At 50.4% G+C, this 26480-nt stretch carries 25 protein-coding genes; 6 read left to right on the top strand and 19 right to left on the bottom strand.

Annotated elements, in window-relative coordinates; genetic code table 11:
- Positions 1-80 precede the first annotated feature (80 nt).
- The 5 genes from ACFQ2T_RS06225 to ACFQ2T_RS06245 form a co-directional block, all read right to left on the bottom strand.
- Entirely contained in the window at positions 81-554 is a 474-nt protein-coding gene (locus tag ACFQ2T_RS06225; protein ID WP_379031947.1) for a copper chaperone PCu(A)C, read from the bottom strand.
- Positions 555-600: 46 nt separating this feature from the next.
- Complete coding sequence (locus ACFQ2T_RS06230; RefSeq protein WP_379031950.1) at positions 601-1962, bottom strand: PepSY-associated TM helix domain-containing protein; 1362 nt, start codon at positions 1960-1962, stop codon at positions 601-603.
- Between the two features lie 27 nt (positions 1963-1989).
- Positions 1990-4359, bottom strand: a complete 2370-nt coding sequence (locus ACFQ2T_RS06235) for a TonB-dependent receptor (RefSeq protein WP_379031953.1) — start codon at positions 4357-4359, stop codon at positions 1990-1992.
- A gap of 81 nt (positions 4360-4440) precedes the next feature.
- A complete protein-coding gene (locus ACFQ2T_RS06240) occupies positions 4441-4689 on the bottom strand; it encodes a helix-turn-helix domain-containing protein (RefSeq protein WP_379031956.1) in 249 nt (82 codons plus the stop codon).
- Positions 4690-4754: 65 nt separating this feature from the next.
- Positions 4755-5189, bottom strand: coding sequence for a DUF2946 domain-containing protein (locus ACFQ2T_RS06245; protein ID WP_379031959.1), 435 nt, complete (start codon positions 5187-5189; stop codon positions 4755-4757).
- A gap of 63 nt (positions 5190-5252) precedes the next feature.
- Here ACFQ2T_RS06245 and ACFQ2T_RS06250 point away from each other — a divergent pair, with 63 nt between their 5' ends.
- Together ACFQ2T_RS06250 and ACFQ2T_RS06255 are read left to right on the top strand one after the other, a co-directional pair.
- Positions 5253-6146: a DUF808 domain-containing protein gene (locus ACFQ2T_RS06250; protein WP_379031962.1), complete on the top strand. Its 894-nt coding sequence runs from the start codon at positions 5253-5255 to the stop codon at positions 6144-6146.
- A gap of 45 nt (positions 6147-6191) precedes the next feature.
- A complete protein-coding gene (locus ACFQ2T_RS06255) occupies positions 6192-8492 on the top strand; it encodes a putative bifunctional diguanylate cyclase/phosphodiesterase (protein WP_379031965.1) in 2301 nt (766 codons plus the stop codon).
- Between the two features lie 10 nt (positions 8493-8502).
- Here ACFQ2T_RS06255 and ACFQ2T_RS06260 read toward each other — a convergent pair whose 3' ends face one another.
- The 5 genes from ACFQ2T_RS06260 to murJ form a co-directional block, all read right to left on the bottom strand.
- Positions 8503-8817, bottom strand: a complete 315-nt coding sequence (locus ACFQ2T_RS06260; RefSeq protein ID WP_379031968.1) for a DUF1905 domain-containing protein — start codon at positions 8815-8817, stop codon at positions 8503-8505.
- 26 nt (positions 8818-8843) lie between these two features.
- Complete coding sequence (gene lspA, locus ACFQ2T_RS06265) at positions 8844-9332, bottom strand: signal peptidase II (protein ID WP_379031971.1); 489 nt, start codon at positions 9330-9332, stop codon at positions 8844-8846.
- Positions 9325-12183, bottom strand: coding sequence for an isoleucine--tRNA ligase (gene ileS, locus ACFQ2T_RS06270; protein WP_379031974.1), 2859 nt, complete (start codon positions 12181-12183; stop codon positions 9325-9327). Before ileS ends, lspA begins: the two co-directional genes overlap by 8 nt.
- Before the next feature lie 62 nt (positions 12184-12245).
- A complete protein-coding gene (locus ACFQ2T_RS06275; RefSeq protein ID WP_379031977.1) occupies positions 12246-13148 on the bottom strand; it encodes a bifunctional riboflavin kinase/FAD synthetase in 903 nt (300 codons plus the stop codon).
- Positions 13148-14692, bottom strand: coding sequence for a murein biosynthesis integral membrane protein MurJ (murJ, locus tag ACFQ2T_RS06280; RefSeq protein WP_379031980.1), 1545 nt, complete (start codon positions 14690-14692; stop codon positions 13148-13150). The genes ACFQ2T_RS06275 and murJ overlap by 1 nt, the downstream gene beginning before the upstream one ends.
- Positions 14693-14933: 241 nt before the next feature.
- On the opposite strand from murJ, the gene rpsT reads away from it, so the two are divergent.
- Positions 14934-15335 (top strand): 30S ribosomal protein S20, encoded by a 402-nt coding sequence (rpsT, locus tag ACFQ2T_RS06285; protein WP_379031983.1) that lies wholly within the window; start codon positions 14934-14936, stop codon positions 15333-15335.
- A 225-nt stretch (positions 15336-15560) separates the two neighbouring features.
- Here rpsT and ACFQ2T_RS06290 read toward each other — a convergent pair whose 3' ends face one another.
- The 7 genes from ACFQ2T_RS06290 to ACFQ2T_RS06320 form a co-directional block, all read right to left on the bottom strand.
- Positions 15561-16754, bottom strand: a complete 1194-nt coding sequence (locus ACFQ2T_RS06290) for a 5-(carboxyamino)imidazole ribonucleotide synthase (RefSeq protein WP_379031985.1) — start codon at positions 16752-16754, stop codon at positions 15561-15563.
- A 92-nt stretch (positions 16755-16846) separates the two neighbouring features.
- On the bottom strand, positions 16847-17341 hold the full coding sequence (gene purE, locus ACFQ2T_RS06295; RefSeq protein ID WP_379031987.1) for a 5-(carboxyamino)imidazole ribonucleotide mutase: 495 nt from the start codon (positions 17339-17341) through the stop codon (positions 16847-16849).
- Between the two features lie 87 nt (positions 17342-17428).
- Entirely contained in the window at positions 17429-18550 is a 1122-nt protein-coding gene (gene proB, locus ACFQ2T_RS06300) for a glutamate 5-kinase (protein WP_379031990.1), read from the bottom strand.
- Between the two features lie 21 nt (positions 18551-18571).
- The gene (gene cgtA, locus ACFQ2T_RS06305) at positions 18572-19645 is read right to left on the bottom strand and encodes an Obg family GTPase CgtA (protein ID WP_379031992.1); all 1074 of its coding nucleotides are present in this window, start codon (positions 19643-19645) and stop codon (positions 18572-18574) included.
- A 219-nt stretch (positions 19646-19864) separates the two neighbouring features.
- The gene (gene rpmA, locus ACFQ2T_RS06310; protein WP_055826688.1) at positions 19865-20122 is read right to left on the bottom strand and encodes a 50S ribosomal protein L27; all 258 of its coding nucleotides are present in this window, start codon (positions 20120-20122) and stop codon (positions 19865-19867) included.
- Between the two features lie 30 nt (positions 20123-20152).
- Positions 20153-20464: a 50S ribosomal protein L21 gene (gene rplU, locus ACFQ2T_RS06315; RefSeq protein ID WP_055826691.1), complete on the bottom strand. Its 312-nt coding sequence runs from the start codon at positions 20462-20464 to the stop codon at positions 20153-20155.
- 115 nt (positions 20465-20579) lie between these two features.
- The gene (locus ACFQ2T_RS06320) at positions 20580-20927 is read right to left on the bottom strand and encodes a hypothetical protein (RefSeq protein ID WP_379031995.1); all 348 of its coding nucleotides are present in this window, start codon (positions 20925-20927) and stop codon (positions 20580-20582) included.
- A gap of 120 nt (positions 20928-21047) precedes the next feature.
- Between ACFQ2T_RS06320 and ACFQ2T_RS06325 the strand changes: the two genes are divergently transcribed.
- Complete coding sequence (locus tag ACFQ2T_RS06325; protein ID WP_379031998.1) at positions 21048-22484, top strand: aminotransferase-like domain-containing protein; 1437 nt, start codon at positions 21048-21050, stop codon at positions 22482-22484.
- A 75-nt stretch (positions 22485-22559) separates the two neighbouring features.
- A complete protein-coding gene (gene ccoG, locus ACFQ2T_RS06330; protein WP_379032000.1) occupies positions 22560-23972 on the top strand; it encodes a cytochrome c oxidase accessory protein CcoG in 1413 nt (470 codons plus the stop codon).
- 74 nt (positions 23973-24046) lie between these two features.
- On the opposite strand, the gene ACFQ2T_RS06335 is transcribed toward ccoG, so the two are convergent.
- Entirely contained in the window at positions 24047-25438 is a 1392-nt protein-coding gene (locus ACFQ2T_RS06335; RefSeq protein WP_379032005.1) for a 3'-5' exonuclease family protein, read from the bottom strand.
- A 253-nt stretch (positions 25439-25691) separates the two neighbouring features.
- On the opposite strand from ACFQ2T_RS06335, the gene ACFQ2T_RS06340 reads away from it, so the two are divergent.
- A complete protein-coding gene (locus ACFQ2T_RS06340; RefSeq protein ID WP_379032008.1) occupies positions 25692-26129 on the top strand; it encodes a MarR family winged helix-turn-helix transcriptional regulator in 438 nt (145 codons plus the stop codon).
- 116 nt (positions 26130-26245) lie between these two features.
- Here the strand turns inward: ACFQ2T_RS06340 and ACFQ2T_RS06345 are convergent, their stop codons facing one another.
- Complete coding sequence (locus tag ACFQ2T_RS06345; RefSeq protein WP_379032011.1) at positions 26246-26470, bottom strand: hypothetical protein; 225 nt, start codon at positions 26468-26470, stop codon at positions 26246-26248.
- Positions 26471-26480 lie beyond the last annotated feature (10 nt).

Here is a 26480-nt window from a genome sequence, read left to right on the forward strand (position 1 = left end):
CCCCGTACGTTAGACGTACGGGTGTTTGAGTATATGTCTGCCATCAACTTGCGTATCAATGGCTGCCCTCCCTTGAATCATCAATGATGCATATGCATGCCTGAGGTGGACTCACTAGTTTTAGGTTCAGCTGCAATAGCGTTGACAGATATCGTTGCCTTCTTTCCGCTTTTATCCTGGGTGACCAACCTGATAGGCACCACTTCACCCGCTTTAATCTGGTGATTCAACTCCATCAGCATGATATGGAACCCACCCGGTTTCAGTTCAACGACCTTGCCTGGTTTCAGCTGTAAACGGTCCAGTTTTTTCATCCTCATGATATTGCCGTCCATGGACATGGAATGGATCTCGGCTTTACCGGCAACTGGTGTAAGCACCTCTATCACGTCCATGTCTTTATCAGAAGCAAGTGCCATGTAAGCACCTGCCACAGGTTGCCCGGGCACAGTGGGTTTCACCCACGCGTTGGATACTTTTAAATCTGCATGAGCGAAGACTGCAAAACCGGCCATACCGATCATGACCAATCCATGAGTTAAGTAAGACTTCATGGTTCAACCTTTCTATTAACAAACGACAAATGTTGAAGATGCGCTATCACGTAGTACTGCGTAAACCAAGGTAGCCCGCCAAAACGGGAAAATAAGGTAATAGGCAGCGCTCCATCAATAACACCAGCAATAGCGACAGTCCGAAAAACGGCAATAACAACCCTAAGGCAAGCACTACGCCTATCATGGCCCAGGCATAAGGTGCAGGCTTCCGGCTAGCAGGTGGTGCGCCCAAGGTGCGCAATAAAGAAGTATTGCGGAGACGTTTCCACCAAAGCACAACGCCACTCACAGAAAGCAATACCAGGCCTAAAGCGGTCAGCGCCCCTAATGCCTGGTTCAGCCATCCAAACAACTGACCTTCATGAATCGCAACGCCTAAACCAATCACACGATCCAGCCAAGGCCGGTCGGCAAAGTTTTTCCTGCTGGCTATATTTCCATCAGCATCAAAACTGATATTCACCCGCAAAGGCCTGTTCTGCGCATCGGAGCGTGCCGTCCAGTTTGCGGTTTTTTCAGAGGGAGGTGCGATCAGCACCGGTGGTGCCAGCTGCAATGGTGACACTGTCGCTACCAGATGATCCAACAACCGGTAGTCCTGTGCCTGATCATGTGCATGCACTGCCATGCTGTGACCTTCATGGGCTGCATGTTCACTCACAGCCAAGCCACCGGTAGTCCAGTCTTGTGGCGGTGATTTTGGGGTTGCTGCAATGCTCCCTGTTTGGACTTGCCGGATTTCCTTTAACATGCCGCCCCATGATTTGGTCCATGGCAGCCCGGATATCAACAGGAACAATGTAAAAAGCGATATCCAGAAACCAGTGACCGCATGCAAATCGCGCCAGAACACCCTGTTGCTCTTGTTGAAGCGCGGGTAAACCACGCCAGCCAGACCGTGCCCTGCTTTTGGCCACCATAAATACAAGCCGGTGATCACCATCACAATCGCCCAGGAAGCAGCGAGCTCTACCAGGTAGGATCCGCGTGCACCCAGTAATAAATTTCCATGCAGCTCGTGCATCACGCGCATGAATCTGGCATCTTCGCGAGCGATGTGAAGAACCTCCAACGTCTGTGGATGCACATACACGCGTGAGGTCACCGCCCCCTGTTTGACTAATATGCGCACTGCTGAGTGAGCGCTGACGGGTAATTCATAGGCATGCAATACAGAACCCGGCACAGCCTTCAGTGCCTGCTGTACCTGTTGATGAGCTGGTGCGGCGATCCCTGTCAGCACCAGATGTTCATACGGGGTATCCAGTACCGCTTCTACCTGCGGTTTAAACAGGTAAATGCCGCCTGTGACAGACAGCAATAAAATAAAAGGAATACAGAATAGCCCGGCATAAAAATGCCAGCGCCAGACGATTTGATGGGCGGGCCAGCGGCGTAATTTCATGATGTCATCCAATCTGGTCGCCGGGCATCAGTAATTAAACCTGATCTGCACATAAGCAGTACGTTGCGGATAAGGATGGAAAATATAGGCTTTGTAATTATTCAGATTGTCCACGCCTACTGAGGCTGTCCAGCGATCAGCAAACTTGTAATTGGCTTTTACATCCATGATGAAAAATTTGCTTGCGCCGCCAAATACATCCGGGTTGCTATCACTGTTATCCAGGTAGAAATACTGCCTGCCGCTGTAACGCGCCGCCAAACTGTAAGTGATATTGTGCCCTTGATGATAAGTGGCCACGCCTTTGATCATCGCCCTCGGGATGCGTAATGGCTTATTGCCTTCAAACTCAGGGTTGGCATCATTTCTCACAATCTCGGCATGGGTGAACGTGGCACTCCCCATCAAATCCAGGCCATGCACCACCACATCCTGCCATTCACTGGCCAGTTCTATGCCATAGGTGCGGACATGATCGATGTTCTGGATAAAGGTACAACCAGCCGCGCCTGCGGTACAGGTGCCGGAACCAAATGGAACCGCATTACCATTAGTGGTGGTTTGCGAGACCAGGGCATCGTATTTATTTTCATGAAACAAACTCGCGCGTAGCAAACCGATGGCAAACCGGCGTTCCGCAGTCAGCTCACTCGATATCACTTCTTCCGGCTTCAGGTCCGGGTTATTCTGCACCAGGGCGGTGCCAGTTGTAATCTGCTGATATAACTCACTCACCGTTGGAAAGCGGAATGCCTGGCCAAACGCCGCCCTGAAGCCCCACTCAGGCACAGGCTCAAAGCTGATGGAAAGCTTGGGAGAGAATTTGTTATCCGTTTTATCGGCATAGCGGCTCGCCTGCAGACCCGCTCCCGTTGTGGTTTGATTCAAGCCGTCACTGGCTTCCCAATGTTCAAACCGCCCGCCAAACGTGACCGCCCAGGCCGGATTCAACTGCCATTTATCTTGTGCATACACCGCTTGTGTCTGCGTCTGGCCGCGTGAACTGGCAAACAATGACCCTTTATTGCTGCCAGACCAATCAGCCGTGTTATTGGTATCACTTTTCAAGGTGTATTGGTCTACATGATAGCCAACATCGATTTCGTGCTTGTCACCATGGCCATCTGTTGGGCGCAATGTACCGCGTGCATCAAATACGGTCCAGCCGGTACCGCTCATATCGACAATACGTCCTATACGATTCAGATAAGGATTGCCAGCCGCGATTGTTCCGTTTGCTGGTGCATTCGCGCTACTATTTCTATCTTTTTGGTAATCATAGTCAGACAGCGTCAGGTTCCAGTCAAAAAAACCTTTGGTATTACTTTTCAGGTCTATCGCCTGCATCACATGAAAAGACGCTACTTCTGCCGGGCTAAATCCTGAAATATCGTAACGTTGACCATTAAAATTGACGCGGCCGTTATACACCGGGTTGCCTGCAGCATCTTTAATGTAACTGTCTACATCAGTACGGCTATCCAGATCCCAAAGCCCTAAAGTGTAAGTCGCGCGCACTGTCTGGCTGATATCGTAAGCGGCTTTCAGTTTGACGTTCAACTGTTCTGTACTGTCTTTACCAGTAGCGCCAAAGGTCACCCTGTTCAGATTTCTTTCATTCCTGTCCAGATAAGCACCAGTTACTACCGGCGCCGCTCCAGGCGCTGTGGTCGATCGCAAGGCATTGGCAAACTGCATAGGCTGGCTTTCGTTTTCGAGACGATCCACGCCCAGCCAGAAACTTAAATCATTGACTTTGTCACCGACCGAAGCCGTCTCGTGATTCCCTCTAAAGGTTTTATCAGTGCCGTATAACTCAAAATGCTGCGCAAACGCCTGGGCTGTTGCATGCGCTTCAAATTTGGTCGGCATGCGCGTGTTCATGCTCACCACTCCACCAAATGAATTACCCGCATACAACGCTGAAAATGGACCATATAAAATGCTGACGCTCTCAACTTCTTCCGGGCTGACCATGCCCCAACGTGGCGGAAAACTAAACGAATTGCCCAGTAAATTGGATAGCAAAATACCATCGGCATATACCATGGTTTGGGCGCTGGATAGCGTCCCTGTCGTACGGGTGGCAAGTGGACCGTTGCGGTCACCAATGTATCGCTCACGCACCTGAAAGCTGGGCAAGTATTTCAGCGTTTGTTGTGACGTGGTTGCATTCACCGATTCCTGGATCTGCTTCCGCGAGTAAGTTTCTACCGTGGCAGGATGTTTAGTAATCCTGCTATCTACTGTCCCGGTCACACTAATGTCATCCAGCTCAATGACTTCATTATGGTCAGCATAGGCTGACGCCGGGAACACCAACAATGCGGTGGTAATTATTTGGGCAAAACAGGTCAGGACTGGCAATATCGCCAATCTGATTTTTGTGTCATTCATTGCGAATTTATCCTTATTCTCTTATCGACATGCCATTCACTCTGCGGCCACGCTGTGACCATCAAAGTGAATGATCCTGCATCAGGCAGCAAACACCTGCCGGGTCGCTTCATCCGGTTGCCACCGGATCAGCGAGCCGATATCGCAATGGAAATAAGCACACAGTTTGTCCAGGTGCTCGGTGCAGGCGTTGTAAGCAGGTTTTTTGACGATGCGGTGCAAGGTCATGCGGCTGATGCCGGTAGCTTCAGCGATTTCTTTGAGGGTGATGTGGCGTTTCCACTCCACCTGTTTGGCAAATATCATTGCCTGAAGGTTGATAACAATCACGAGATGACTCCATCCATACCTGCGGCGCAGGCATTACTCAGAAGCCGACCTGTATCGGGCCGGGACTAGATTGAGTGTGGAGTCAGTGGCGGTGCGCGTGAGGGATGCGCAGTGGGGTAAAAACTGGAAACAACTGGTGGCTGGTAAACGCTGAGAGCGATCCCGGCCTGGGCTTGCTGGAACAGGATATAGGCAGGACTGTGCGCAGGCAATGTCACGTGATCCAGTGCCATGTGACAGAACGGGCAATGATCAAGATGGTGGCTAATTGAAACCGGTTTTTGCGAAGGCTTGTAATCAATCAGCGTGGACAACTGCTTGCCTTGTGTAGTCATCACCTGCACCAGTAACTTGCTGCCTTGCGTAGAACAGATCTGCCCGATGAAACTGTTGCCTTGCTGCATGGGGAAAGCCAGGCTCAGGGTAGGCACAAGGCTGACCAGCAGCATGGCCATGATGGCCAGCCGTGCTATCCAGCGCTGAGTACCTATGTTCTGCATCCGGCCATTCTAACGGGAATCACGTAGAATAAGCAATCTTTGTACATTATCCAGGAATGTTTCATGGCCGCTTCCAGCCTGCTTGCTTTATTAGACGATATCACCACCATGCTTGATGACGTTTCCGTCATGAGCCAGGTGGCAGCCAAGAAAACTGCCGGGGTATTGGGAGACGACCTGGCACTCAACGCGCAACAAGTGACAGGCATTGCAGCAAAACGGGAGCTACCGGTGGTGTGGGCGGTCGCACGGGGCTCATTCCTGAACAAGTTGATCCTGGTACCGGCTGCCTTGCTGATCAGCGCTTTTATTCCTTGGTTGATTGTGCCCTTGCTCATGTTGGGCGGCGCATTTTTATGCTACGAAGGCTTTGAGAAAGTCTGGCACTCATTGCATGCAAAACATGACGCGGCAGATAAAAAAGCTGTGCAAGAATCAACTCAAGACCCGCAGGTTGACCTGGTCGCGCTCGAAAAAGAAAAAGTGAAAGGGGCCGTACGCACTGACTTTATCCTGTCGGCTGAAATCATCGTCATTTCGCTGGGTGTGGTGGCCGAAGCGGCGCTGACCCAGCGCATCCTGGTACTATCAGTGATTGCCGTGCTGATGACCGTTGGAGTGTATGGCCTGGTTGCATTTATAGTCAAAATGGATGACATCGGTTTATGGCTGATGCAGCGTCAGGGCCAGGGCTTGTTACCGCAACTCAACCGCAAATTTGGCTGGGGCATGGTGTCGGTCGTGCCCTACCTGATGCGCTTGCTCAGCGTGCTTGGCACTGCAGCCATGTTCCTGGTCGGCGGCGGCATTATTGCGCATGGGATCCCGGCGTTGCACCCACTGGCTGAACTGGCGTTACCATGGTCTTTACTCGTCAATGCTGCGGTTGGCATACTGACTGGCGCACTGTGTGTTGTGCTGGTAAATAGCGTGAAGTTATTTATCAGGAAAGACTAGTTTTTTTCTAACCCCTTGTTAGAATTAGAAAAAACAGGGGGCTTCATGACACTTTCAGGTAAAGTCATTTTTGTTGCGTTATCGGTTTTAGTCATTTGCACCGCCGCTACCTTCTATACGGCACCGCTGACAACCCTTTGGTTGAACAACATACACTGGCTTTCTACCAACACGGCTTGCCTGACGCTGGCCGTGCTGGGTTATCTCCGTGCCAGTCCTGCACATAGGCCTTTCAAGCGCTGGTTTGTCATTGGCGCCCTAGCCTATTTCACAGGTGGTCTGTTATGGGTATTCGAGGTATTTACCCGCCACGCCGATTTCCCTGAGCAATCTGACATCTTTTATCCACTGATGGGGCCATGCCTGATCATTGGCTTCATCATTGCCCTGCGCAGCCAGCTGTCGCATTCCAAAAGCTGGGCCTTCATCATAGATGCGCTGTCATTCAGCATGGCTATCCTCGGGTATATCCTGATTTCCTATTTACCTAAATCAGCCGATGTCACGCCTTTACAACTGGCTGTGCTGACCGCTTACCCGGTCAGCATGCTGAGTGCCGCACTGGTTTCATTATTATTGATTCCCTATTTAAGACCCACCTGGATGATGCCCTGGCTTTTGCTAAGTGCCGGACTGACGCTGGAAGGCTTATGCTGGATGCAGTGGAACCTGAATGCCCTCAACCACTTGCCGCAAACCAGCCTGTGGACCAATGCCGGTTTTTCTGTGGCTGACCTGCTGATAGGCGGAGGACTCTATGGCTGGCAGATTCGTACTGCCTTACAAGGTGCCTATCACCAGCAGTGCCGCAGACTGCGCAACTGGATACCCCTGATTGCCTTTGTATTCGGTCTCAGTTCGCTGTTAGTGGTCTGGTGGCAAAGCGGCCCGCATCCTTATGCTTACCATGTGGTAATCGTCTCAGTCGTGTCTACCCTGGTTTTTTCGGCCATCAGGCAAAGTATTTTGCTGGGAGAAAGCGAGAAGTTATTACGCGCAGAAAAACGGCTGGCAGAAAAAGACAAAGAATACTTGCAGCTCTCCCGCACTGACCCGCTCACAGGCCTGCATAACCGCATTGCCATGCTCAATATGCTTGAGCATGCCGTGATCAATGGCGCCAGTGACAGTGGCATGGTGACCTTGCTTATCCTGGATCTCAGGCATTTCCAAAGTATTAACGACAGTTTTGACCACAAAACAGGCGATGCTTTCTTGCGCGAAATTTCGCAGCGGCTGCAATACATTAACCATGAGTGCGGTGAGCTGGGGCGCGTGCATGGTGATAAATTTGCGCTGATTATCAGCCAGCACAAAACCGATACCCAGTTAATGCAGCTGGCACGTAATCTGTGCAGCATTGTGCATAAACCCGTATTGATCAACGATCACGAACTGATCCTGGATGCCTGTATAGGCATCAGCATGTATCCGCGTGATGCCGATAATGCCGAACAACTGACGCGCAACGCCAATACGGCACTGACTCATGCCAAACGCTCCAGCCAGCCATTTTTATTTTATAGCAAAGAGCATACGCGACAGGCCCAGAACCGTTTCACCCTGGATATTCAGCTACGCAAGGCCATCAAAAAACAGGAATTCTTTTTGCATTTCCAGCCCATATTCAGTCTGGGCAAAGAGTATCCGCCACGCATCGCCTCAGTAGAAGCGTTGATCCGCTGGAAAACCCCCAAGGGCGAAACCATTTGCCCGGCGGACTTTATCCCACATGCTGAACAGTCGGGGCTGATAGTGCCGATTGGTGAGTGGGTGATTGCAGAAGCTTTCCGGCATTTATCCCTGTTGATACAGTCACACGGACAACCCATTGGTTTATCTATCAATATCTCACCGCGCCAGTTCCGTGACCATCACCTGCCCTTGCGCATTGCAGAACAACTGAAAAGAAATGCACTGCCTCCGGCATTGGTAACACTGGAAATCACAGAAAGTGCCGTGTTTGAACATGAAGAGCAAGCGTTGGAAATCCTGCAACAATTAAAAGCCACCGGCGTGCGCATCTCACTGGATGATTTCGGTGTCGGTAACTCTTCGCTATTCAAGTTGAAGCATTTGCCGCTGGATGAACTGAAGATAGACCGTGCATTTATGGTAGATGTGCCGGAGAGCAGTGCGGATACTGAGATAGTCAGCACCATTGTAAAAACAGCCAGGATTCTGGGCATTTCCGTGGTTGTGGAAGGGATAGAAACGCAAGCGCAGCTGGACTTCTTGCGCACCACGGAATGTGATTGTATACAGGGATTTTTGCTGGGCAGGCCTATGCCCATAGAGAATATTCAGGCGCTGCTCAAGCAAACACAAGACTCATCGACAGCTTAAAAAGGATTGTTTAAAAAAGAATTTTGATTGCTACGGTGACCTGGTCGCCCACAACCACCTTGGCACCTTTGCGCACTTCCGCTTTCAGGAACAAGGCGTAACGGCCATCACCAAACGCCGGGAAAATCGAAGTATGCCAATGCTGGCCATTTAGCATGGCATCGACTTTCACCGCGCCCCATCCACGTCGTTTGGTTTGATGGTATTGGTTGAGCGTATGAATTTCTTCACAGATGGAGACGGGCAAACTCACATAGTGCCAGGTGCTCTTGCTACCCTGCCAGATTTTGATCGTATCCGAAAACGTGTATTCCAACCCTTCCATACGCACTCCTTTTCACCTGGCAGTGATCAGGTCGGATTCTTAAAACTATCCAGCACAAGTACACCTACGCCCACGCAAATCGCACTATCGGCGACATTAAACGCAGGCCACGCCCATTGCTCATAGTAAAACAGCAGAAAATCGACTACGTAGCCCAGTGTCAGCCGGTCATAGAGATTGCCCAATGCGCCGCCTAACACCAGGGCAATACCGAAACAGAACAGTGTTTTCTGTGGATACTTGACCAGCAAATAGACCATGACTACAGATGCCAGGGTAGATACCGCGGTGAAAAAACCGTGCTGCCAGCCACCTGCATTGGCGAGGAAACTGAATGCCGCACCGGTGTTGTGGTAGCGTACCAGGTCAAAAAAACCGGTCACCGGCACATGCTCGCCATAGACAAATGCCTGCTGGACCAGATGTTTGGTGTACAGATCTAGCACAATCACAATTGCACTGAGAAACAGCCAGGGCAGCGCCGAACGCATATTACGCGTATTGAATTCAGGCATATTTACGCACTTCACCACTACCAAACAGGTTGCTGACGCAACGGCCACAAATGCTTGGGTGCGCCGCATCACTACCTACATCGGCACGGTAATGCCAGCAGCGGTCGCATTTCTGGTACACGCTTGGTTTCACCAGGATTTTCTGCGCCGCCGCATCTGCCACTTGATAAGTAGTCGCCGCAGAAGTGATGGTGACAAAGCGTAAATCATCTTGCAGGCTGCTCAGCGCTTCAAATGCTTCACCCGCCACGTGAAATTCAAGCTCTGCTTGCAGCGACGAACCAACCTTGCCTTCACCACGCAAGAGCTCGATTTCCTTGGCAGCCTGGCTACGCAAATCAATCATGATCTGCCAGTGTTGCAATTGCGTATCGCTCAAGCCATGCGCAGGCAAGCCATACCACTCTTCCTCAAACACGGTCGCTACTGCATCCAGTCCCAGTGTCTGCCAGATTTCATCCGCAGTAAAACTCAGGATAGGAGCCATCAAACGCATCAGCGCATGGGTAATGTGATACAGCGCACTCTGCGCGGCACGGCGTGCATGCGAAGTTTCACCACTGGTGTACAAACGATCTTTCAGGATATCCAGATAGAAACCACCCAAATCCTCAGAGCAGAAACCAACGAATTTTTGCACCGCCAGATGGAATTCATATTTATCGTAATCAGCCAGAATACCTGCCTGCAATTCATGCGTCAGGTGCAAGGCGTAACGGTCGATTTCCAGCCACTGCTCCACCGGCAATAAGTCCTTGCTGGCATCAAAGTCCGCGAGGTTAGAAAGCAGGAAGCGCAAGGTATTGCGGATACGGCGATAACCGTCAGCGACACGTTTGAGAATTTCATCACTGATGGTCAGCTCACCGGAGTAATCGGTAGAGGCTACCCATAACCGCAGGATATCGGCACCGTAAGTGTCCATCACCTTTTGCGGTGCGACCACATTGCCTTTGGATTTACTCATTTTATGGCCGGCACCATCCACCACAAAACCGTGCGTCAGCAAGGCGTTATAAGGTGCATGGCCGTCAATCGCGCAACCGGTCAACAAACTGGACTGGAACCAGCCTCTATGCTGGTCAGAGCCTTCAAGGTATAAATCTGCCACCGGTTTACCCGCAGCGGCGCGCACTTTGGCTTCTGCCGCCAGCGAGGGATGTTGCGAAGAACGGATCACCGCATAGTGCGTGGCGCCGGAGTCAAACCAGACATCCAGGGTATCGGTGACTTTTTTGTATTGCTCGGCATTTTGCGGCGCATGCTGATTGAGGAAAGCATCGCCATCCAGGCTAAACCAGGCCTCCACACCTTGTTGCTCGACCTGTTTGCAGACAGTCTCCAGCAAATTCAAGGTGTCAGGGTGCGGTGCGCCGGTTTCTTTATGCACAAAGAATGGCATAGGTACACCCCAGTTACGCTGGCGTGACACGCACCAGTCCGGGCGATTCTTGATCATGGCTTCCAGACGTGCGCGGCCCCAGCTAGGGAAAAACTCGGTCGCATCCACCGCTGTATTGGCCTGCTCACGCAAAGGTTTGCCATCTGTACCAACAGAGTTCATGCCGATAAACCATTGATGTGTTGCCAATTGCATCAATGGCGTTTTATGACGCCAGCAATGCGGGAAGCTATGATTCAAGCGTGCAGAGGCAAACAGCACAGCATTTTCCTGCAACTTTGCCAGAATGATCTTGTTGGCATCCTGGCGGCTCAGGCCACGGATTTCAGTAAACTCGACCAGTTCACTGTTAAAAAACTTGCCATCGCCACCGATGAGCACACGCGGTTTTTCATTAGGGAAATTGGCACGCATCACCAGCCAGTCATCATTACCGTGGGCAGCAGCGGTATGCACCAGGCCGGTACCGGCTTCAGTCGTGACGTGATCGCCGGTAATCACTGGCACCTGGCGGTTGTCGAATGGATGTTGCAATAACAGTCCACGTAAAGCATCACCTTTCGCGCTGGCAATCACAGAAGTATTTTCTTCGGCATAGCGCGCTAGTGTTTTTTCAGCAAGCTCGCGTGCCAGGATCAACAAACCTTTGCTGGTTTGAATCAGGTCATAATCCAGCTCGGCATTCACGCTCACCGCCTGGTTCGCTGGCAGTGTCCATGGTGTCGTGGTCCAGATCACCGCGTAGGCATCGCCCGTCACATTGACATCAAATGCTTTACCAAGCGCGGAGTTATCCACCACCTTGAAACCGACATCAATCGCCGGTGAGTTCACATCTTCGTATTCAACTTCGGCTTCAGCCAGCGCGGAACCACAGTCCACACACCAGTGCACAGGCTTGGAGCCCTGGTAAAGATAACCGTTTTTGTAGATATCGCCCAAAGCACGCATGATGTCAGCTTCGGTATCAAAGGCCATGGTCAGGTAGGGGTGATCCCAGTCGCCAAACACGCCCAGGCGGATAAAGTCTTTTTTCTGTTTCTCAACCTGCTCGGCCGCGTAGGCACGACATAGCTCACGGAACTTGGCCGGATCTATATTTTTGCCGTGGGCTTTTTCCACCACCAGCTCAATCGGCAGGCCGTGACAATCCCAGCCCGGCACATAAGGGGCGTCAAAACCACTCATGGTTTTGGCTTTGATGATGATGTCTTTGAGGATTTTATTGACCGCGTGACCGATGTGAATATCACCGTTGGCATAGGGCGGGCCGTCATGCAGGATGAATTTTTTGGCGCCCTGGCGCTTGCTGCGGATACGCTCATATACCTTGCGTTGTTGCCAGCTATTCAGCCAGGCAGGTTCACGCTTGGCCAGATCCCCACGCATGGGAAAGCTGGTCTCAGGTAAATTCAACGGGTATTTAGAATCTTTGTTTTGGTCAGTCATTTAAAAATCTCAACATTGCATGCCCTGCATTTTCATAAGGCGGGGCACACTATTTCTTTTAACTATTTCACCGCAGCGGACTGGAAGTATTGTTTAGCGTGCACTACATCAGCTGCAATTTGCGCTGTCAGTGCGTCCAAGCCGGCAAATTTCATCTCATCACGCAATTTGTGCAAAAACTCCACATGCACATGCTGGTCATATAAATCACCATTAAAATCAAACACATGCACTTCCAATTTGAGTTTGGGGATACCTTCAATGGTGGGTCGTACGCCCAGATTGGCAACTGCCGGTAAATTGTTCAATTTTACCGCATAAACCCCGGTGAGTGCAGGCCGTTCGTGGCGCATATGCACGTTGGCAGTGGGGAAGCCAAGCTGCCTGCCTAACTTTGCCCCATGCACCACCTTGCCGCTGATACTGTAAGTGCGCCCTAGCAAAGTATGCGCTTTTGCAAAATCGCCTGCTGCCAGCGCATCACGCACCAGCGTGCTGGACACGCGTTCACCGTTGAGTTGTACTTCAGGCAACGGAATGACATTAAAACCATGTTCAATCAGGGTTTGCACCGTGCCCGCACGTTTGGCACCAAAACAGAAATCCTCACCCACCATGACAACATTGGCATTCAATTGCTGGCGCAATACCTGCATGAAGGTGGCCGGGCTTTGCGCTGCAAAGGCGTGGCTAAAGCGTTGCACGTAAACGCACTGCACGCCAAACTCGGCAAAATATTCCAGTTTCTCACGCATGGAAGCCAACCGCGCAGGTGCATTTTGCGGCACAAAAAATTCGCGCGGGTGCGGCTCAAACGTCATCACCGCAGGCACGATGCGGTAGGTTTGTGCATAGGCAATTAACTGGCGCAATAAAGCCTGATGGCCAAGGTGCATACCATCAAAGTTACCAATTGCAATCGCTGCGGGAGCAGAAGACTGCGGAATATGGCGGAAAATCTGCATTATTTAGCCACTCGTTTCATAAAGTCCGCGGGGCGGAAGCCCAGTAATCCGAGCATGGAAAAATAGACCAGCATGCCCATGACCACAACGCCAGCCAGGTGTAATAAGCGCACCAACGGGGGCATTGCCAGCCAGTCGCCAGCCCATGTAGCCACCAGGTGCAGGGCCACGGCCATGACAGTCACCGCCAGTATCAGTTTGGCGAGAAACAAAAACCATCCTTTATTCGGCACGAATGCGCCGCTGCGTTGTAGTGTCACCCATAATAAAGTGGCATTTAAACAGGCGCCCAGCCCGACCGCCAAGGCTAACCCGGCATGGCGCAATGGTGTGAAATAGAGAAATAACACATTGAGTATTTGCGTCATGACCAAGGTGAAAATGGCGATTTTGACCGGCGTTTTCACATTTTGCCTTGCGTAAAAACCGGGGGCCAATACCTTCACCATGATCAGGCCTAGCAAGCTCAGACTATAGGCAATCAGTGCGCGTTCGGTTTGCACCACGTCAATCGCGGTAAATTTACCGTAATAAAACAGGCTGGCGACCAGCGGCTTGGAAAGCACCGCCATGGCGACGGCGGCAGGGATCGCCAGCATAAAGGTCAGGCGCAGGCCCCAATCCAGCAATTGTGAAAATTCGGCTGAAGACTTATCCACATGCGCCTTGGATAAGCTGGGTAATAAAATAGTACCCAGGGCAACACCAAGCACACCGGTAGGGAACTCCATCAAGCGGTCTGCATAATAGAGCCACGACACGCTACCCGTTGGCATAAAGGAAGCGAAGATATTATTCAGCACAATCGAAATCTGGGCGACAGACACGCCAAAAATCGCTGGGCCCATCAACTTGAGTATGCGGCGTACCCCTTCATCCTGCGTATTCAGCGCGTAACGCGGCAACATGCCTATCTTTTGCAAGTACGGCAACTGGTAAAGCAACTGGATGATGCCGCCGACAAATACCGCCCATGCCAGCACATAGACTGAATTATTGAAGTATGGCGCCATAAACAAAGCAGCTGTAATAAAACTCAAGTTCAGCCACACCGGCGTAAAAGCAGGCACCTGGAATTTGCTGTGTGCGTTGAGCACACCACCGGCCATAGACACCAGCGAAATAAACAGAATATAAGGAAAGGTAATGCGCAATAAGTCGGTGGTCAGCGCGAACTTGGCCGGATCATCGACAAATCCCGGCGATGTCAGCCGCACGATCAATGGTGCCGCCAGCATGCCAACGATGGTGATACCCACCAGAAACAGCCCCAGCAAGCTGGAGACATGGTTGATCAAGGCTTTGGTCGCTTCCGGCGTGCGCTGTTTGCGGTATTCGGAAAGAATAGGTACAAATGCCTGGCTGAACGCGCCCTCGCCGGAAATGCGGCGCAACAGGTTGGGGATTTTAAACGCGACAAAAAATGCATCGGTCGCCATTCCAGCACCAAAAATACGGGCAATCAGCGTATCGCGGACAAACCCCAGCAGGCGCGAGATAAACGTCATGCCACCGACGGTGGCCAAAGCTTTAAGCAAGTTCATATGGGGTGTTCAGGTTTCCGGCAGTCTGGTAAAAAATGCTTGGTGCGGACAACATTTGCTTTATTATTCCGCCTGCAATTTTCAATCTTTTAGAACAATTGTTCTTGAGTCGGGCGATTTTACCACGCGACTATTTCGAATCAGCAGAAATATGATTTTCGCCTTGCAAAAACAGAGCAAAAACAGTATTATGCACGGTTTCGTATTACACCCCTTTTGAAAAGTTACAGGATAAACAGATATGGCAAATACCGCACAAGCACGCAAACGCGCGCGCCAATCCGTAAAAGTGAACGCGCACAACGCTGCGTTACGTTCAACTTTACGCACTGCGATCAAAAAAGTAATTAAAGCAATTCAAACTGGTGACAAAGCTGCAGCAGTTGCGTCTTACCAGGAAAACGTAAGCGTGATCGACCGTATCGCTGACAAAAAAATCATTCACAAAAACAAAGCTGCCCGTCACAAAAGCCGTTTGACAGCTGCGATCAAAGCATTGTCAGGTGACGTACCTGCGACTTTGACTTCTGTGAAAAAAGCAGTTGCTCCTAAAGCAGCTCCGAAAAAAGCTGCTGCTAAAGCCGAAGCCGCGCCAGCCAAAAAAGCTGCTGCCAAGCCTCGCGCGAAAAAAGCTGCTGAATAATTTCAGTAGGGGTGCTTACTAAAAGAGCCGGACAGATGTCCGGCTTTTTTATTGCCCGTCATTTGTAGCGAATACACTAAGTGCCTCTTGCCTGGATTTCAAAAGTTCTATGCTGCTGATCCCCGCTCCGGGAATGCTTAGTGCTATTACTGTATTCTTTGCTACTGAGATCGTGATTAATACCAATAAAAAAGCCCGGGTTAACGGGCTTTTTTATACTGACTTTTATTCGCCGATATGCAATTCGCTGCGGGCAACCTTGGCTGTGTTTAATACTGCCTGCGCATCCTCCCCTATCACAGTGAAATGACCCATCTTGCGACTTTTGCGCGGCTCATGTTTGCCATATAAATGCATCTTCAGATTACCGTGAGCGTAAGCTTTATCCCACGCTGGCTCTTTTTGTTTACCGCTGTACAACCAGCTATCGCCGAGAATATTGACCATCACGGCATTGCTGTGCAGGTTGGGGTTACCCAGCGCCTGTCCAGTGATGACGCGCACCTGCTGTTCAAACTGGTTGGTGATGCAGGCATCCAGCGTGTAATGACCGGAATTATGTGGCCGCGGCGCAATTTCGTTAATCAGTAACTGGTTACCGACGACGAAAAACTCCACGCCTAACACACCGACATAATTGAGTCTGGCTGCCAGTTTCTTCGCCAGTTCCTGTGCATTAGCCTTGATCACTTCAGAACAACGCGCCGGCGCGATGCTGACATCCAGGATGCCATTCAGGTGGCTATTTTCAGCGGTTGGGAATGCAGCAATGTTGCCATGCACATCACGCGCCAGCACCACGGAGACTTCCAGGTCCAGCGTCAGCATTTTTTCCAGCACACAGACTTCCTGCTTGAAATTCTGGAAAGCGACTTTGGCTTCAGCCTGGTTGGCCACCCGCGCCTGGCCTTTGCCATCGTAGCCAAAACGCGCCACTTTAAGTACCGCAGGATACATGTCGCCATCTTCCGGCAAATCGCTTGCATTGGTGACTGCGACAAAAGGGCCTATAGGCAAACCAGCTTCTTTGAAAAAAGTTTTTTCCTTAATTCTATGCTGGGCAATGGCTACGGCATGGGCGCTTGGATGGACAATGGTCGATTTTGCCAGCGTTGCCAGTGTTTCGGCAGGCACATTCTCAAACTCGGTTGAAATTGCCACGCAGGTTTCAGCCATGGTTTTCAGGGCAGACGCATCATCATAAGCTGCACATAAATGCACATCCGCAATCATGCCTGCCGGACTATTTTTATCCGGATCGAGCACAGTGACTTTGTAGCCCATTTCGTGGGCTGCAATCACAAAAAAACGACCAAGCTGGCCGCCGCCTAACATGCCCAACATGGCGGTTGGCTGAATCACGCTGGATTCATTTGAATTATTTAAACTTTGATTTTGAATATCTGCTTGCGAACTCATCAACAATCCCCATCATGCCCTGACAGAATTACCTTGTGCGGTTATTCTAATTATTTGTAACGCTAAGCCAGGATATGTTTCTTGAATAAAAATTAAGGCTGCTCAGGCAAGGTCATGGCATGCACTTTTTCAGCCTGCTTCTGGCGAAACTCTGCCAGTTTTTGTGCCAAAGCTGCATCCTGGTTGGCCAGTACTGAAACTGCAAACAGACCGGCATTGGCAGCGCCTGCATCACCAATCGCAAATGTAGCCACCGGGATACCTTTAGGCATCTGTACGATAGATAACAATGAATCTTGGCCTTGCAAATGCTTGGATGGCACCGGCACACCCAGTACCGGCAATGTCGTTTTCGCTGCCACCATGCCTGGCAGATGCGCAGCACCGCCAGCACCAGCGATGATCACCTGGAAACCGTTAGCAGCCGCAGATTCAGCAAACTGGAACATCAGGTCCGGCGTCCGGTGTGCGGATACCACGCGCGCTTCATAAGCGACACCAAAATCCGCCAGCATTTGCGCGGCATTTCTCATGACCGGCCAATCGCTGTCAGAACCCATAATGATGGCTACCAGAGGTTTACTCATATCACACAACCTTTTTAGTTAACTTTTTCAGTGCAAAAACGTGTTTGGTTAAGGCTTAAATCGCCATGCAATAGCATGCATAGCGAGTTATAACACCACGAGGTTGTCCCTGTGGATTAGTTCTTTTTCTTCTACGTAGCCAAGTATGTTTTTAATCTCGCTACTTGGTTTGCGCATGATGCGGCGTACTTCGCTGGCATGGTAATTCACAATACCTCGTGCCCATTCCTTACCTGCAGCATCGACACAGGCGACCACATCGCCACGCTCAAACTGGCCTATCACTTCCACCACACCGATAGGCAGCAGGCTTTTGCCATCTTTGCATAATACATTTACCGCGCCGTCATCAAGCACCAGTTTTCCACCCAGGCGCAAATGATCTGCCAGCCATTGTTTCTTGGCGATGATTTTCATTTTACCGGCTTGCAGGTGGGTACCGATCGCTTCGCCCTGGCTTAACCTGATCAGGACTTCAGGCTCGCGGCCTGAAGCAATCACGGTATGCGCACCACTGTTGGCGGCGCGTTTGGCAGCCAGTATTTTGGTGAGCATGCCGCCGGTGCCGACTGCGCTGCCAGCGCCACCTGCCATCGCTTCCAAAGCAGGATTACCTGCCATTTCGGAATGAATAAACTCGGCCTTGGGATCTTTGCGCGGATCAGCAGAGTAAAGGCCTTGCTGGTCAGTGAGGATAATCAGCGCATCGGCTTCAATCAGGTTAGCGACCAGCGCACCCAGCGTGTCATTATCACCAAAACGGATTTCTTCAGTGACCACCGTATCATTTTCATTGATGATGGGAATCACGTTCAAATCTAGCAAGGTGCGTAAGGTTGTGCGCGCATTGAGATAGCGCTTGCGGTCAGCCAGGTCGTCATGGGTCAGCAGTAATTGAGCGGTGTGCAAGCCATGTTGTGCGAAACATTGCTCATACATTTGTACCAGCCCCATCTGCCCTACTGCTGCAGCAGCTTGCAACTCGTTGATCTCCACCGGGCGTTTTTTCCACCCCAGGCGCTGCATGCCTTCTGCAACCGCGCCACTGGAGACCAGCACCACATGCTTGCCCTGCTTAACCAGGGCACTGATTTGCTCGGCCCAGGCAGCAATCGCGGCCCTGTCCAGACCCTGTCCATTATTGGTGACCAGGCTGGACCCGACCTTCACAATCAGGGTTTTACTATCTTGAATAAGGGAGACACCCATACCGATTTTATTATCTGTTATTTATTCAATCACTTGTGGCGTTTGAGCCGGCGCTGCTTGCAGCTGGTCAGCTTCAGCATGGCGTTTTACACGCGCCTGGTCGATATGGTCCATGATGGCATAAGTAAGTTCTTTACAGCCAATACCGCTGATCGCAGAGATTGCGAACACGGGACCATCCCAGCCATAGGCTTGGACAAAAGCTGCGACTTTCTCAGCGCTGTCAGGGAGCATGTCGATCTTATTCAACACCAGCCAGCGCGGCTTGTCATAGAGTTCCTGATCGTATTTCTTCAACTCGTTAACGATGGCCTTGGCCTCTTTCACCGGATCGACCATTTCATCAAATGGCGCGATATCGACTAAATGCAGCAATAAAGAAGTACGTTGCAGATGGCGCAGGAATTGATGGCCTAAGCCGGCACCTTCAGCGGCGCCTTCAATCAGCCCAGGCACATCGGCGATCACAAAACTGCGGTTACTATCGACGCGTACTACGCCAAGATTGGGGTGCAGCGTTGTAAATGGATAATCAGCTACTTTTGGCTTGGCTGCAGAAACAGAGCGGATAAAGGTAGATTTACCTGCATTAGGCATGCCCAGCAAACCAACATCTGCCAGCACCTTAAGCTCCAGATAGAGCTCGAAAGCTTCACCAGGATCGCCTTTGGTACATTGGCGCGGCGCGCGGTTGGTACTGGTTTTAAAGTGAATATTGCCCAGGCCACCTTTACCGCCACTGGCGATCATCACCTGCTGGCCGTCTACATTGAGGTCGACCATGGCATGGCCGGTGGCTTTATCGCTGATCGTGGTCCCTACAGGTACACGCAGCACCATGTCATCGCCACCTTTGCCATAGCAATCTGATCCGCTGCCGTTTTCACCGCGTTGCGCCTTGAAAGTACGCGTATATCGGTAATCCACCAGGGTATTGATATTGCGGTCTGCGAGCACAATAACCGAGCCGCCTTTGCCGCCATCGCCACCGTTGGGGCCGCCCATAGGTTCGTATTTTTCACGGCGGAATGTGGCTACGCCATTGCCGCCGTCACCGGCGTAAACCTTGATAGTAGCTTCGTCAATAAACTTCATGTCAATTTGCCTTTTAAGCGCATTGTTGCGTTACACGGTGCTCTAAATCCTCATGTACTTTTGTACATTCCGGTTTTTTGCGCGCCGTGTGCCTTGCACTGCATCTTAAAATTTCAAATTGCCTGTGCTTAGTAACAGGCAATCATACAAGGCTACAATCTGATAACTATAAAGTAAAAAGCCCCGTCAAGCGACAGGGCTTTTTACATGAATCTGCGATTAAACCGCTTCGATGCTCACTGTGTGACGCTTCAACGCACCTTTGATAGCAAATTTAACCTTGCCTTCAACCAGTGCATACAGTGTATGGTCTTTACCCATACCAACGTTTTCGCCAGCATGCATTTTTGTACCACGTTGACGCACGATGATGCTGCCGGCGTTAACTACTGTTTCACCAAAAGCTTTTACGCCCAGGCGTTTGGCTTGTGAGTCGCGGCCGTTACGTGAACTACCGCCTGCTTTTTTGTGTGCCATGTTTTATTCCTTACTCTAGCAATCTGCCGATTAAGCAGAAATAGTATCGATTTGAATTTCAGTATAGCTCTGACGATGACCTTGAGTCTTGCGATAGTGCTTACGACGACGCATTTTAAAGATCATTACTTTGTCGCCACGGCCATGTGATACCACTGTGGCATTCACTGTAGCGCCGGCTATCAAAGGTGCGCCAACCGTAGTTGTTTCGCCGTTTGCAATCAACAATACTTTGTCGATCACAACAGTAGAGCCCACGTCACCAACCAATTTTTCAACTTTTAATTTTTCACCAGCGGTAACTTTATACTGTTTGCCACCTGTTTTGATCACTGCGTACATAAAAATGCCTTAAACGTCGCCTTTTAAAGAACCCGCAATTATACGCAATTAATTCAAGAATGCAAATACATTTGCGTATATTCTCCAGCGAATGCGGGTGGTGAATTGATGCGTTTCAGGCCAGCAGCGATTTACTTGCCGGTGCTGGCCGCCAAGGCTTGATTATACCGTGTGTGTAGAAGGCATACACACTTAATATGGCATTCAGCAAACCATCAGCCAATAAAGAAAAAACACCGCTTGGCGCACGATAGTCATTAATGCGATACAAAGGCGGCATTTCAATATTATTCAGTGAGCTTAATGGTTGAAAATGCACAGCGGCAACTTCCTGATCGGCCAGCATGACTTTGACATTAAACATATCGGTGATTGAAAGCTGCATGGATTGCCCGTTGCTTAGCCAGAGCAGGTAATGCCTTTTGTTCAGGCGTTCGGTATGGCTGATGATTAACTGGGACATGAAGAAATATCTCAATCTGCAAAAAGCAATATCCTAAACAGAATGGCGCTTGCCAAACAGCTTCAGTTTGGATTTAATTTACCATATCAGTTGCCCGCAACGAAGACGCAAGGCCCGCCTGTGAAAAAATACGAAATCATCGCTGAAGAAATCGCCAGCACCATACAGCAAGGCTTGCTTAAACGCGGCGATAAACTACCTTCTATTCGCCAGATTCAGGCCCTGAAGCAGGTAAATGCTTCCACCGTTTTCCAGGCTTATTATTTACTGGAAGCGCGCGGGCTGCTGGTCACCCGGCCACGCTCGGGCTATTACGTGGCCGGGCCTTTACGCACAGAGCGGCTACTTGCGCCAGCGAGTCCCACACACAGTGGCCTGCCGACCACCTTACAAGTCAGCGACCTGGTATTTACCATGCTGGACCGCATCAAGGATCCGCAACACGTACCATTCGGTTCAGCCTTCCCCAGCCCATTACATTTTCCGCTTTCAAAACTGGCCGACCATATGGTCGCTGCGGTACGCCGCATGCAACCCTCAGATACAGTCAGCGATATCGGTCAGGGCGATGTTGAACTGCGGCGACAGATTGCGCTACGCTATCAATTGGATGGCACGCAAACGGATGCCGCAGATATAGTCGTGACTAACGGCGCACTTGAAGCACTCAACCTGAGCCTGGCAGCGGTGACGCAGCCCGGTGATTGTGTGATTATCGAATCGCCCAGCTTTTATGCGGCATTGCAGGCGATTGAAAGAATGGGACTACGCGCTATTGAAGTGCCCAGCCACCCTGAACATGGTATTGATTTACAGGCACTGGAACAGGCCATCATTCAACACAAACCCAAAGCCTGCTGGGTGATGACCAACTTCCAGAATCCGACTGGCAGCCTGATGCCGGAAGCCAGCAAACAAGCGTTAGTGGCGTTGATTACGCGCCATCAATTGCCACTGATTGAGGATGACGTCTACCGCGAATTGTATTTCGGCAAGCAACGGCCTTTACCCGCCAAAGCCTGGGATACCGAAGGCTGGGTGATGCATTGCAGTTCTTTTTCAAAATCTCTGGCGCCGGGTTACCGGGTAGGCTGGGTGTCTGCAGGGAGGTTTACTGAACAAATTACCCGCCTGAAGATTTCAACGACTTTAGCTACGTCTATCCCGGCCCAACAGGCGCTGGCCAATTACCTGGCCAAAGGCGGTTACGACAAATACCTACGCCAGCTCAGGCACCAGCTGATGTTGCAACAATTACAGTTTTCACAGGCCATTCACCAATACTTTCCAGAGCAGGTACGATTCAACCTGCCGCAAGGCGGCTATTTTTTCTGGATGCAACTGCCGCAGCAATGCGACTGTTTACCCCTGTTCCAGCAGGCGATTGCGCATAACATCAGCCTGGCACCCGGGTGTATGTTTTCATCGCAACAACAATATGCCAACTTCTTCAGATTCAACTACGGACATCCACTGAATGCGCATAGCCTGCAAGCTATCCAGACATTGGGCAAGCAGATTACACAAATATCCAGCAAAACTGATATGGTTTTTTAATTAAAATCTGAATCTGTTTTATCTGGCGTAAACGGTCTATAGTGCGCTCGTCTCCAGTCGTTTTCGAGTGTCATCATGCAAGCCTCTCGCAGCAAAACCGTCATCCCCATTGTGGCCGCCCCGGTCACGGAAAAAACCATCTCTTTATATCAAAAGACGGCGAAGGTTTATCCGCGCACAGTCAACGGTTATTTCAAAAACTGGCGCTGGCTGATGATCTGGCTCACGCAAATCGTTTTTTACGGTTTGCCCTGGCTGCAATATGGCGAACGCCAGGCGTTTTTAATGGATATCAACGCGCAGCGTTTTTACCTGTTTGACATGGTGATTTTCCCGCAGGATCTGTTTTACCTGGCGCTGCTGCTGATCGTATGCGCACTGGGATTGTTTTTGTTCACCGCTGTCGCCGGTCGTTTGTGGTGTGGCTTTTCCTGCCCGCAATCGGTATACACAGAAATTTTCTTATGGATGGAACGCCGCATTGAAGGCGACCGCATGGCAAGGCAAAAGCTGGATGCCCAATCCTGGGGATTAAGAAAAACAGGTATTAAACTTAGCAAGCATGGTGTCTGGCTCGGTTTCGCAATGCTGACCGGCCTGTCGTTTGTCGGCTACTTCACACCTATTCGCGAACTGACCCCGGCATTGCTGAATTTTCAGCTGAGTGGTTGGGAATGGTTCTGGTTCGGTTTTTACAGCATAGCCACCTATGGCAATGCCGGCTTTCTGCGCGAGCAGGTCTGCAAGCATATGTGCCCCTATGCCCGTTTCCAGAGTGCCATGTTTGATAATCACACACTGATAGTAGCGTATGACAGCGCACGCGGCGAACCACGCGGCGGGCGTAGCAAAGGTCAGGACTTCAAGGCCCAGGGCTTAGGGTCTTGCATAGACTGCAACATCTGTGTGCAGGTATGCCCGGTCGGCATAGACATCCGCCAGGGTTTGCAATATGAATGCATCAGTTGCGGATTGTGTATCGATGCCTGTGATGAGGTGATGGACAAGATGCAATATCCGCGCGGGCTGATCCGTTTTTCAGCAGGCGGTAATACCAGTGAACACGGATTACTCAATCATATGCTGCGTCCGCGTGTGCTGATTTATAGCGCGCTGTTTACGTTGATATTCGGCTGGATGGCATACAGCATGCTGCATAAACCGGCCTTTAAAGTCGATATCATGCGTGACCGCAACATCATGTATCGCGAGACGCCCCAAGGCGTAGAAAACCTTTACCAGCTACATCTGTTGAATGCCACTGAACAACCTCAGCATTACCGCATCCGGGCCACCGGCATGGCAGATATCAGGGTGGAAAGTGAACAGTCACTCACTGTAAGTGCGACTGAAGAAGCTTTAGTACCGCTAAACCTTGCCGTGCCGCATACTGAAAAAACCGGCAGCCAGCGCATCACTATTGAAGTGACCGCCCAGCCTTCCGGTGAGACGGTATCTACTGACAGCACCTTTTATCTGCCAAAATAAACTGATCCCTGACTGAAGTTAATCAGCAGGTCATTCGACTACCCCTGCACCCGTGCAAGCTGGGCTGGCGCGCATCAAGCTGCCAGATTCAGCACACGGGTCTTTTTTTGCGGCAATACTTTAAGCAGTAATTTATAGGTTTCCAGCTCAAAATGAAGCGGCGTATTTTGCGCGCGCAACATTTGCAAATCTTCATCATTATCAGCCGCGCCTAAATATACCCAGTGCTCAAACACATGAATCTGGCGTATATCGTTTTCCATGTTGTATTCCTCAATGCCGATTTTTCCTGGATAAGGCCAGGTGCTGAGTTTATGCGCTACAAGCGCCTGCTGCAGACGCAAGCTGTGTATCTCGGAGGGTTCCAGGCCACAGCAGGCACCTTTGCAACGTTTAAGCCTGAAAGCCATACAGGGACCACTGCTGTCGCCTTCCAGCCCCAATAACTTGAGGCATAAACCATTGCGCTCAGCTATTTTGCGCAGCGCTTCTGTAGCCTGTTTTTTACTCTTAAAAGTGCCGAACAAGCCTGCCATTTGGCTGGGGTCTAGATCATTTCCATCAACCAGCCTGACCACCGGTTGTGACAGCGGGTCGAGTTGCCAGCTGCACAATGAGTGTTCATGCGTTAACTGGCGGTTGTACAACGGCTTTTGCACTTTGAGTAACCGCGTTTCCAATAGCAAGGCACTCAATTCGCCTGCAGTAGGAATCCATTCAAAACGTTTGATTTCCTGTATCAGTCGCACTTCCCTGCCGGAGGCTTTATTACTACTGAAATGCGCAAGCACACGGGCGCGGACATTGACGCCCTTGCCGATGTAGAGTGACACATCATCTTCACCATAAAACTTATACACGCCTGGTGATTCCGGCAACTCACCAATCAAACTGGCATCAATATGGGCTGGCAATACCGGCGCTGCCATCAGCTTTTGTGCTGCGGATTGAATCACGGCTTCGCCGAACTCCTGCCTTGCATCAGCCAGCATGTGCAATATGGCTTCAACATCGCCCATGGCGCGGTGTCGCGCGATGCCTTCGATTTTGTGCCGTGCTACGATCGCATCAATCCCATGGCTGAAATGTTGCGGGTATAACAGGCGCGAAAGCTTGACAGTGCATAACACCTTTTGCTGCAGGGTGATGCCCAGGCGCTTGAACTCTGTTTTAAGGAAGCCATGATCAAAGCGTACATTATGCGCAGCCAGCACTGTGCCTTCGAGAAAAGCCAGCAACTGGCTGGCTACTTCAGAAAAAAGCGGCGCGTGTTCAACCATGGCATTGCTGATACCGGTTAACGATTGGATAAACGGCGGAATCGCCATTTGCGGATTAACCAGGGTTTGCCAGCGGGCAGTTTCTACACCCTCATCAAATCGCACCAGCGCGATTTCGGTGATGCGGTCTTTTAACGGCGTGGCGCCGGTAGTTTCGAGATCAAGAAAGGTGATGGACGGCAGCATAAGTTTAATACTAGAGTGCACATCATGTGTTGTGCGTGCCCTATTCTATCTTAACTTAAACCATTTTTAGAGATGTTGCACAGCGTGTTTGGAAACCGCTTACCCCGCCTTAGCGCAGATTAACATCTATTTAATCAAAGTAAAGACCGTTGTATCCATTTGCATACATAACTACGTCAAACTACTATAGACAGTGGTTTGAATTGATGCTGTAATCCTTTAATTCTATTGATGACAATTAATATTCAACAACATGCCGAATTTATACCTAGAAAATCAGCTTTGTTTCTCACTCTACTCAGCTACACACGCCCTGCTTCGGTCATATAAGCCGGATCTTGATAAACTCAATTTAACTTATCCGCAGTATCTGGTCCTGGTAGCTTTGTGGCAATTCAAGCAGCTTTCGATTAAAGAGATCGCCGAGAAATTATTGCTGGAACCGGCCACTATCACACCAGTTGTCAAACGACTGGAAGTGAAAAAACTGACTACCCGTACCCGCCAGAAAGATGACGAACGCGTGGTGATTGTGACTCTGACGGAAGAAGGCCAGAATCTGCGCAGCAAATTGTCCGAGATTCAAAAAAGGGTTGCCTGCGACACCGGCCTCTCAGACGTTGCTTTTCAAAACCTGAACAAAACGTTGGGTGAACTCACTAAAAATGTGAGTGAAAAACTGGCTGACTAATCATTAGACGCGGATAAACATTTCCGCCGCAAGAAAGCATAAAAGGCAATGACTTAACCGTCATTGCCTTTTTTAATCATCGCGAGTTTTAATACGCGCTACGATCAGCAGCTGAATCAGGCGTTTTTCAATTGGCGCATAAACGCTTCGAATGAGCCTTTGGTCGCTTGCAACGCCTGGAGCTTGCTCACAGACTCTGCCAGAGAATCGCTCATCATTTCCAGCGCATCTTCATCCAGGCGTAAACTCATGGCGCCGATTTCAAGTTCAACGGTGCCGTGGCTTTCGCAGTAATGCACACGGAATCCCGCCTGGCCTGATAACAAAATTTTCTTACACATGGAATGTTCG

Origin of the sequence: Methylophilus flavus (assembly GCF_042678905.1) — a bacterium.
Lineage (GTDB): Bacteria > Pseudomonadota > Gammaproteobacteria > Burkholderiales > Methylophilaceae > Methylophilus > Methylophilus flavus.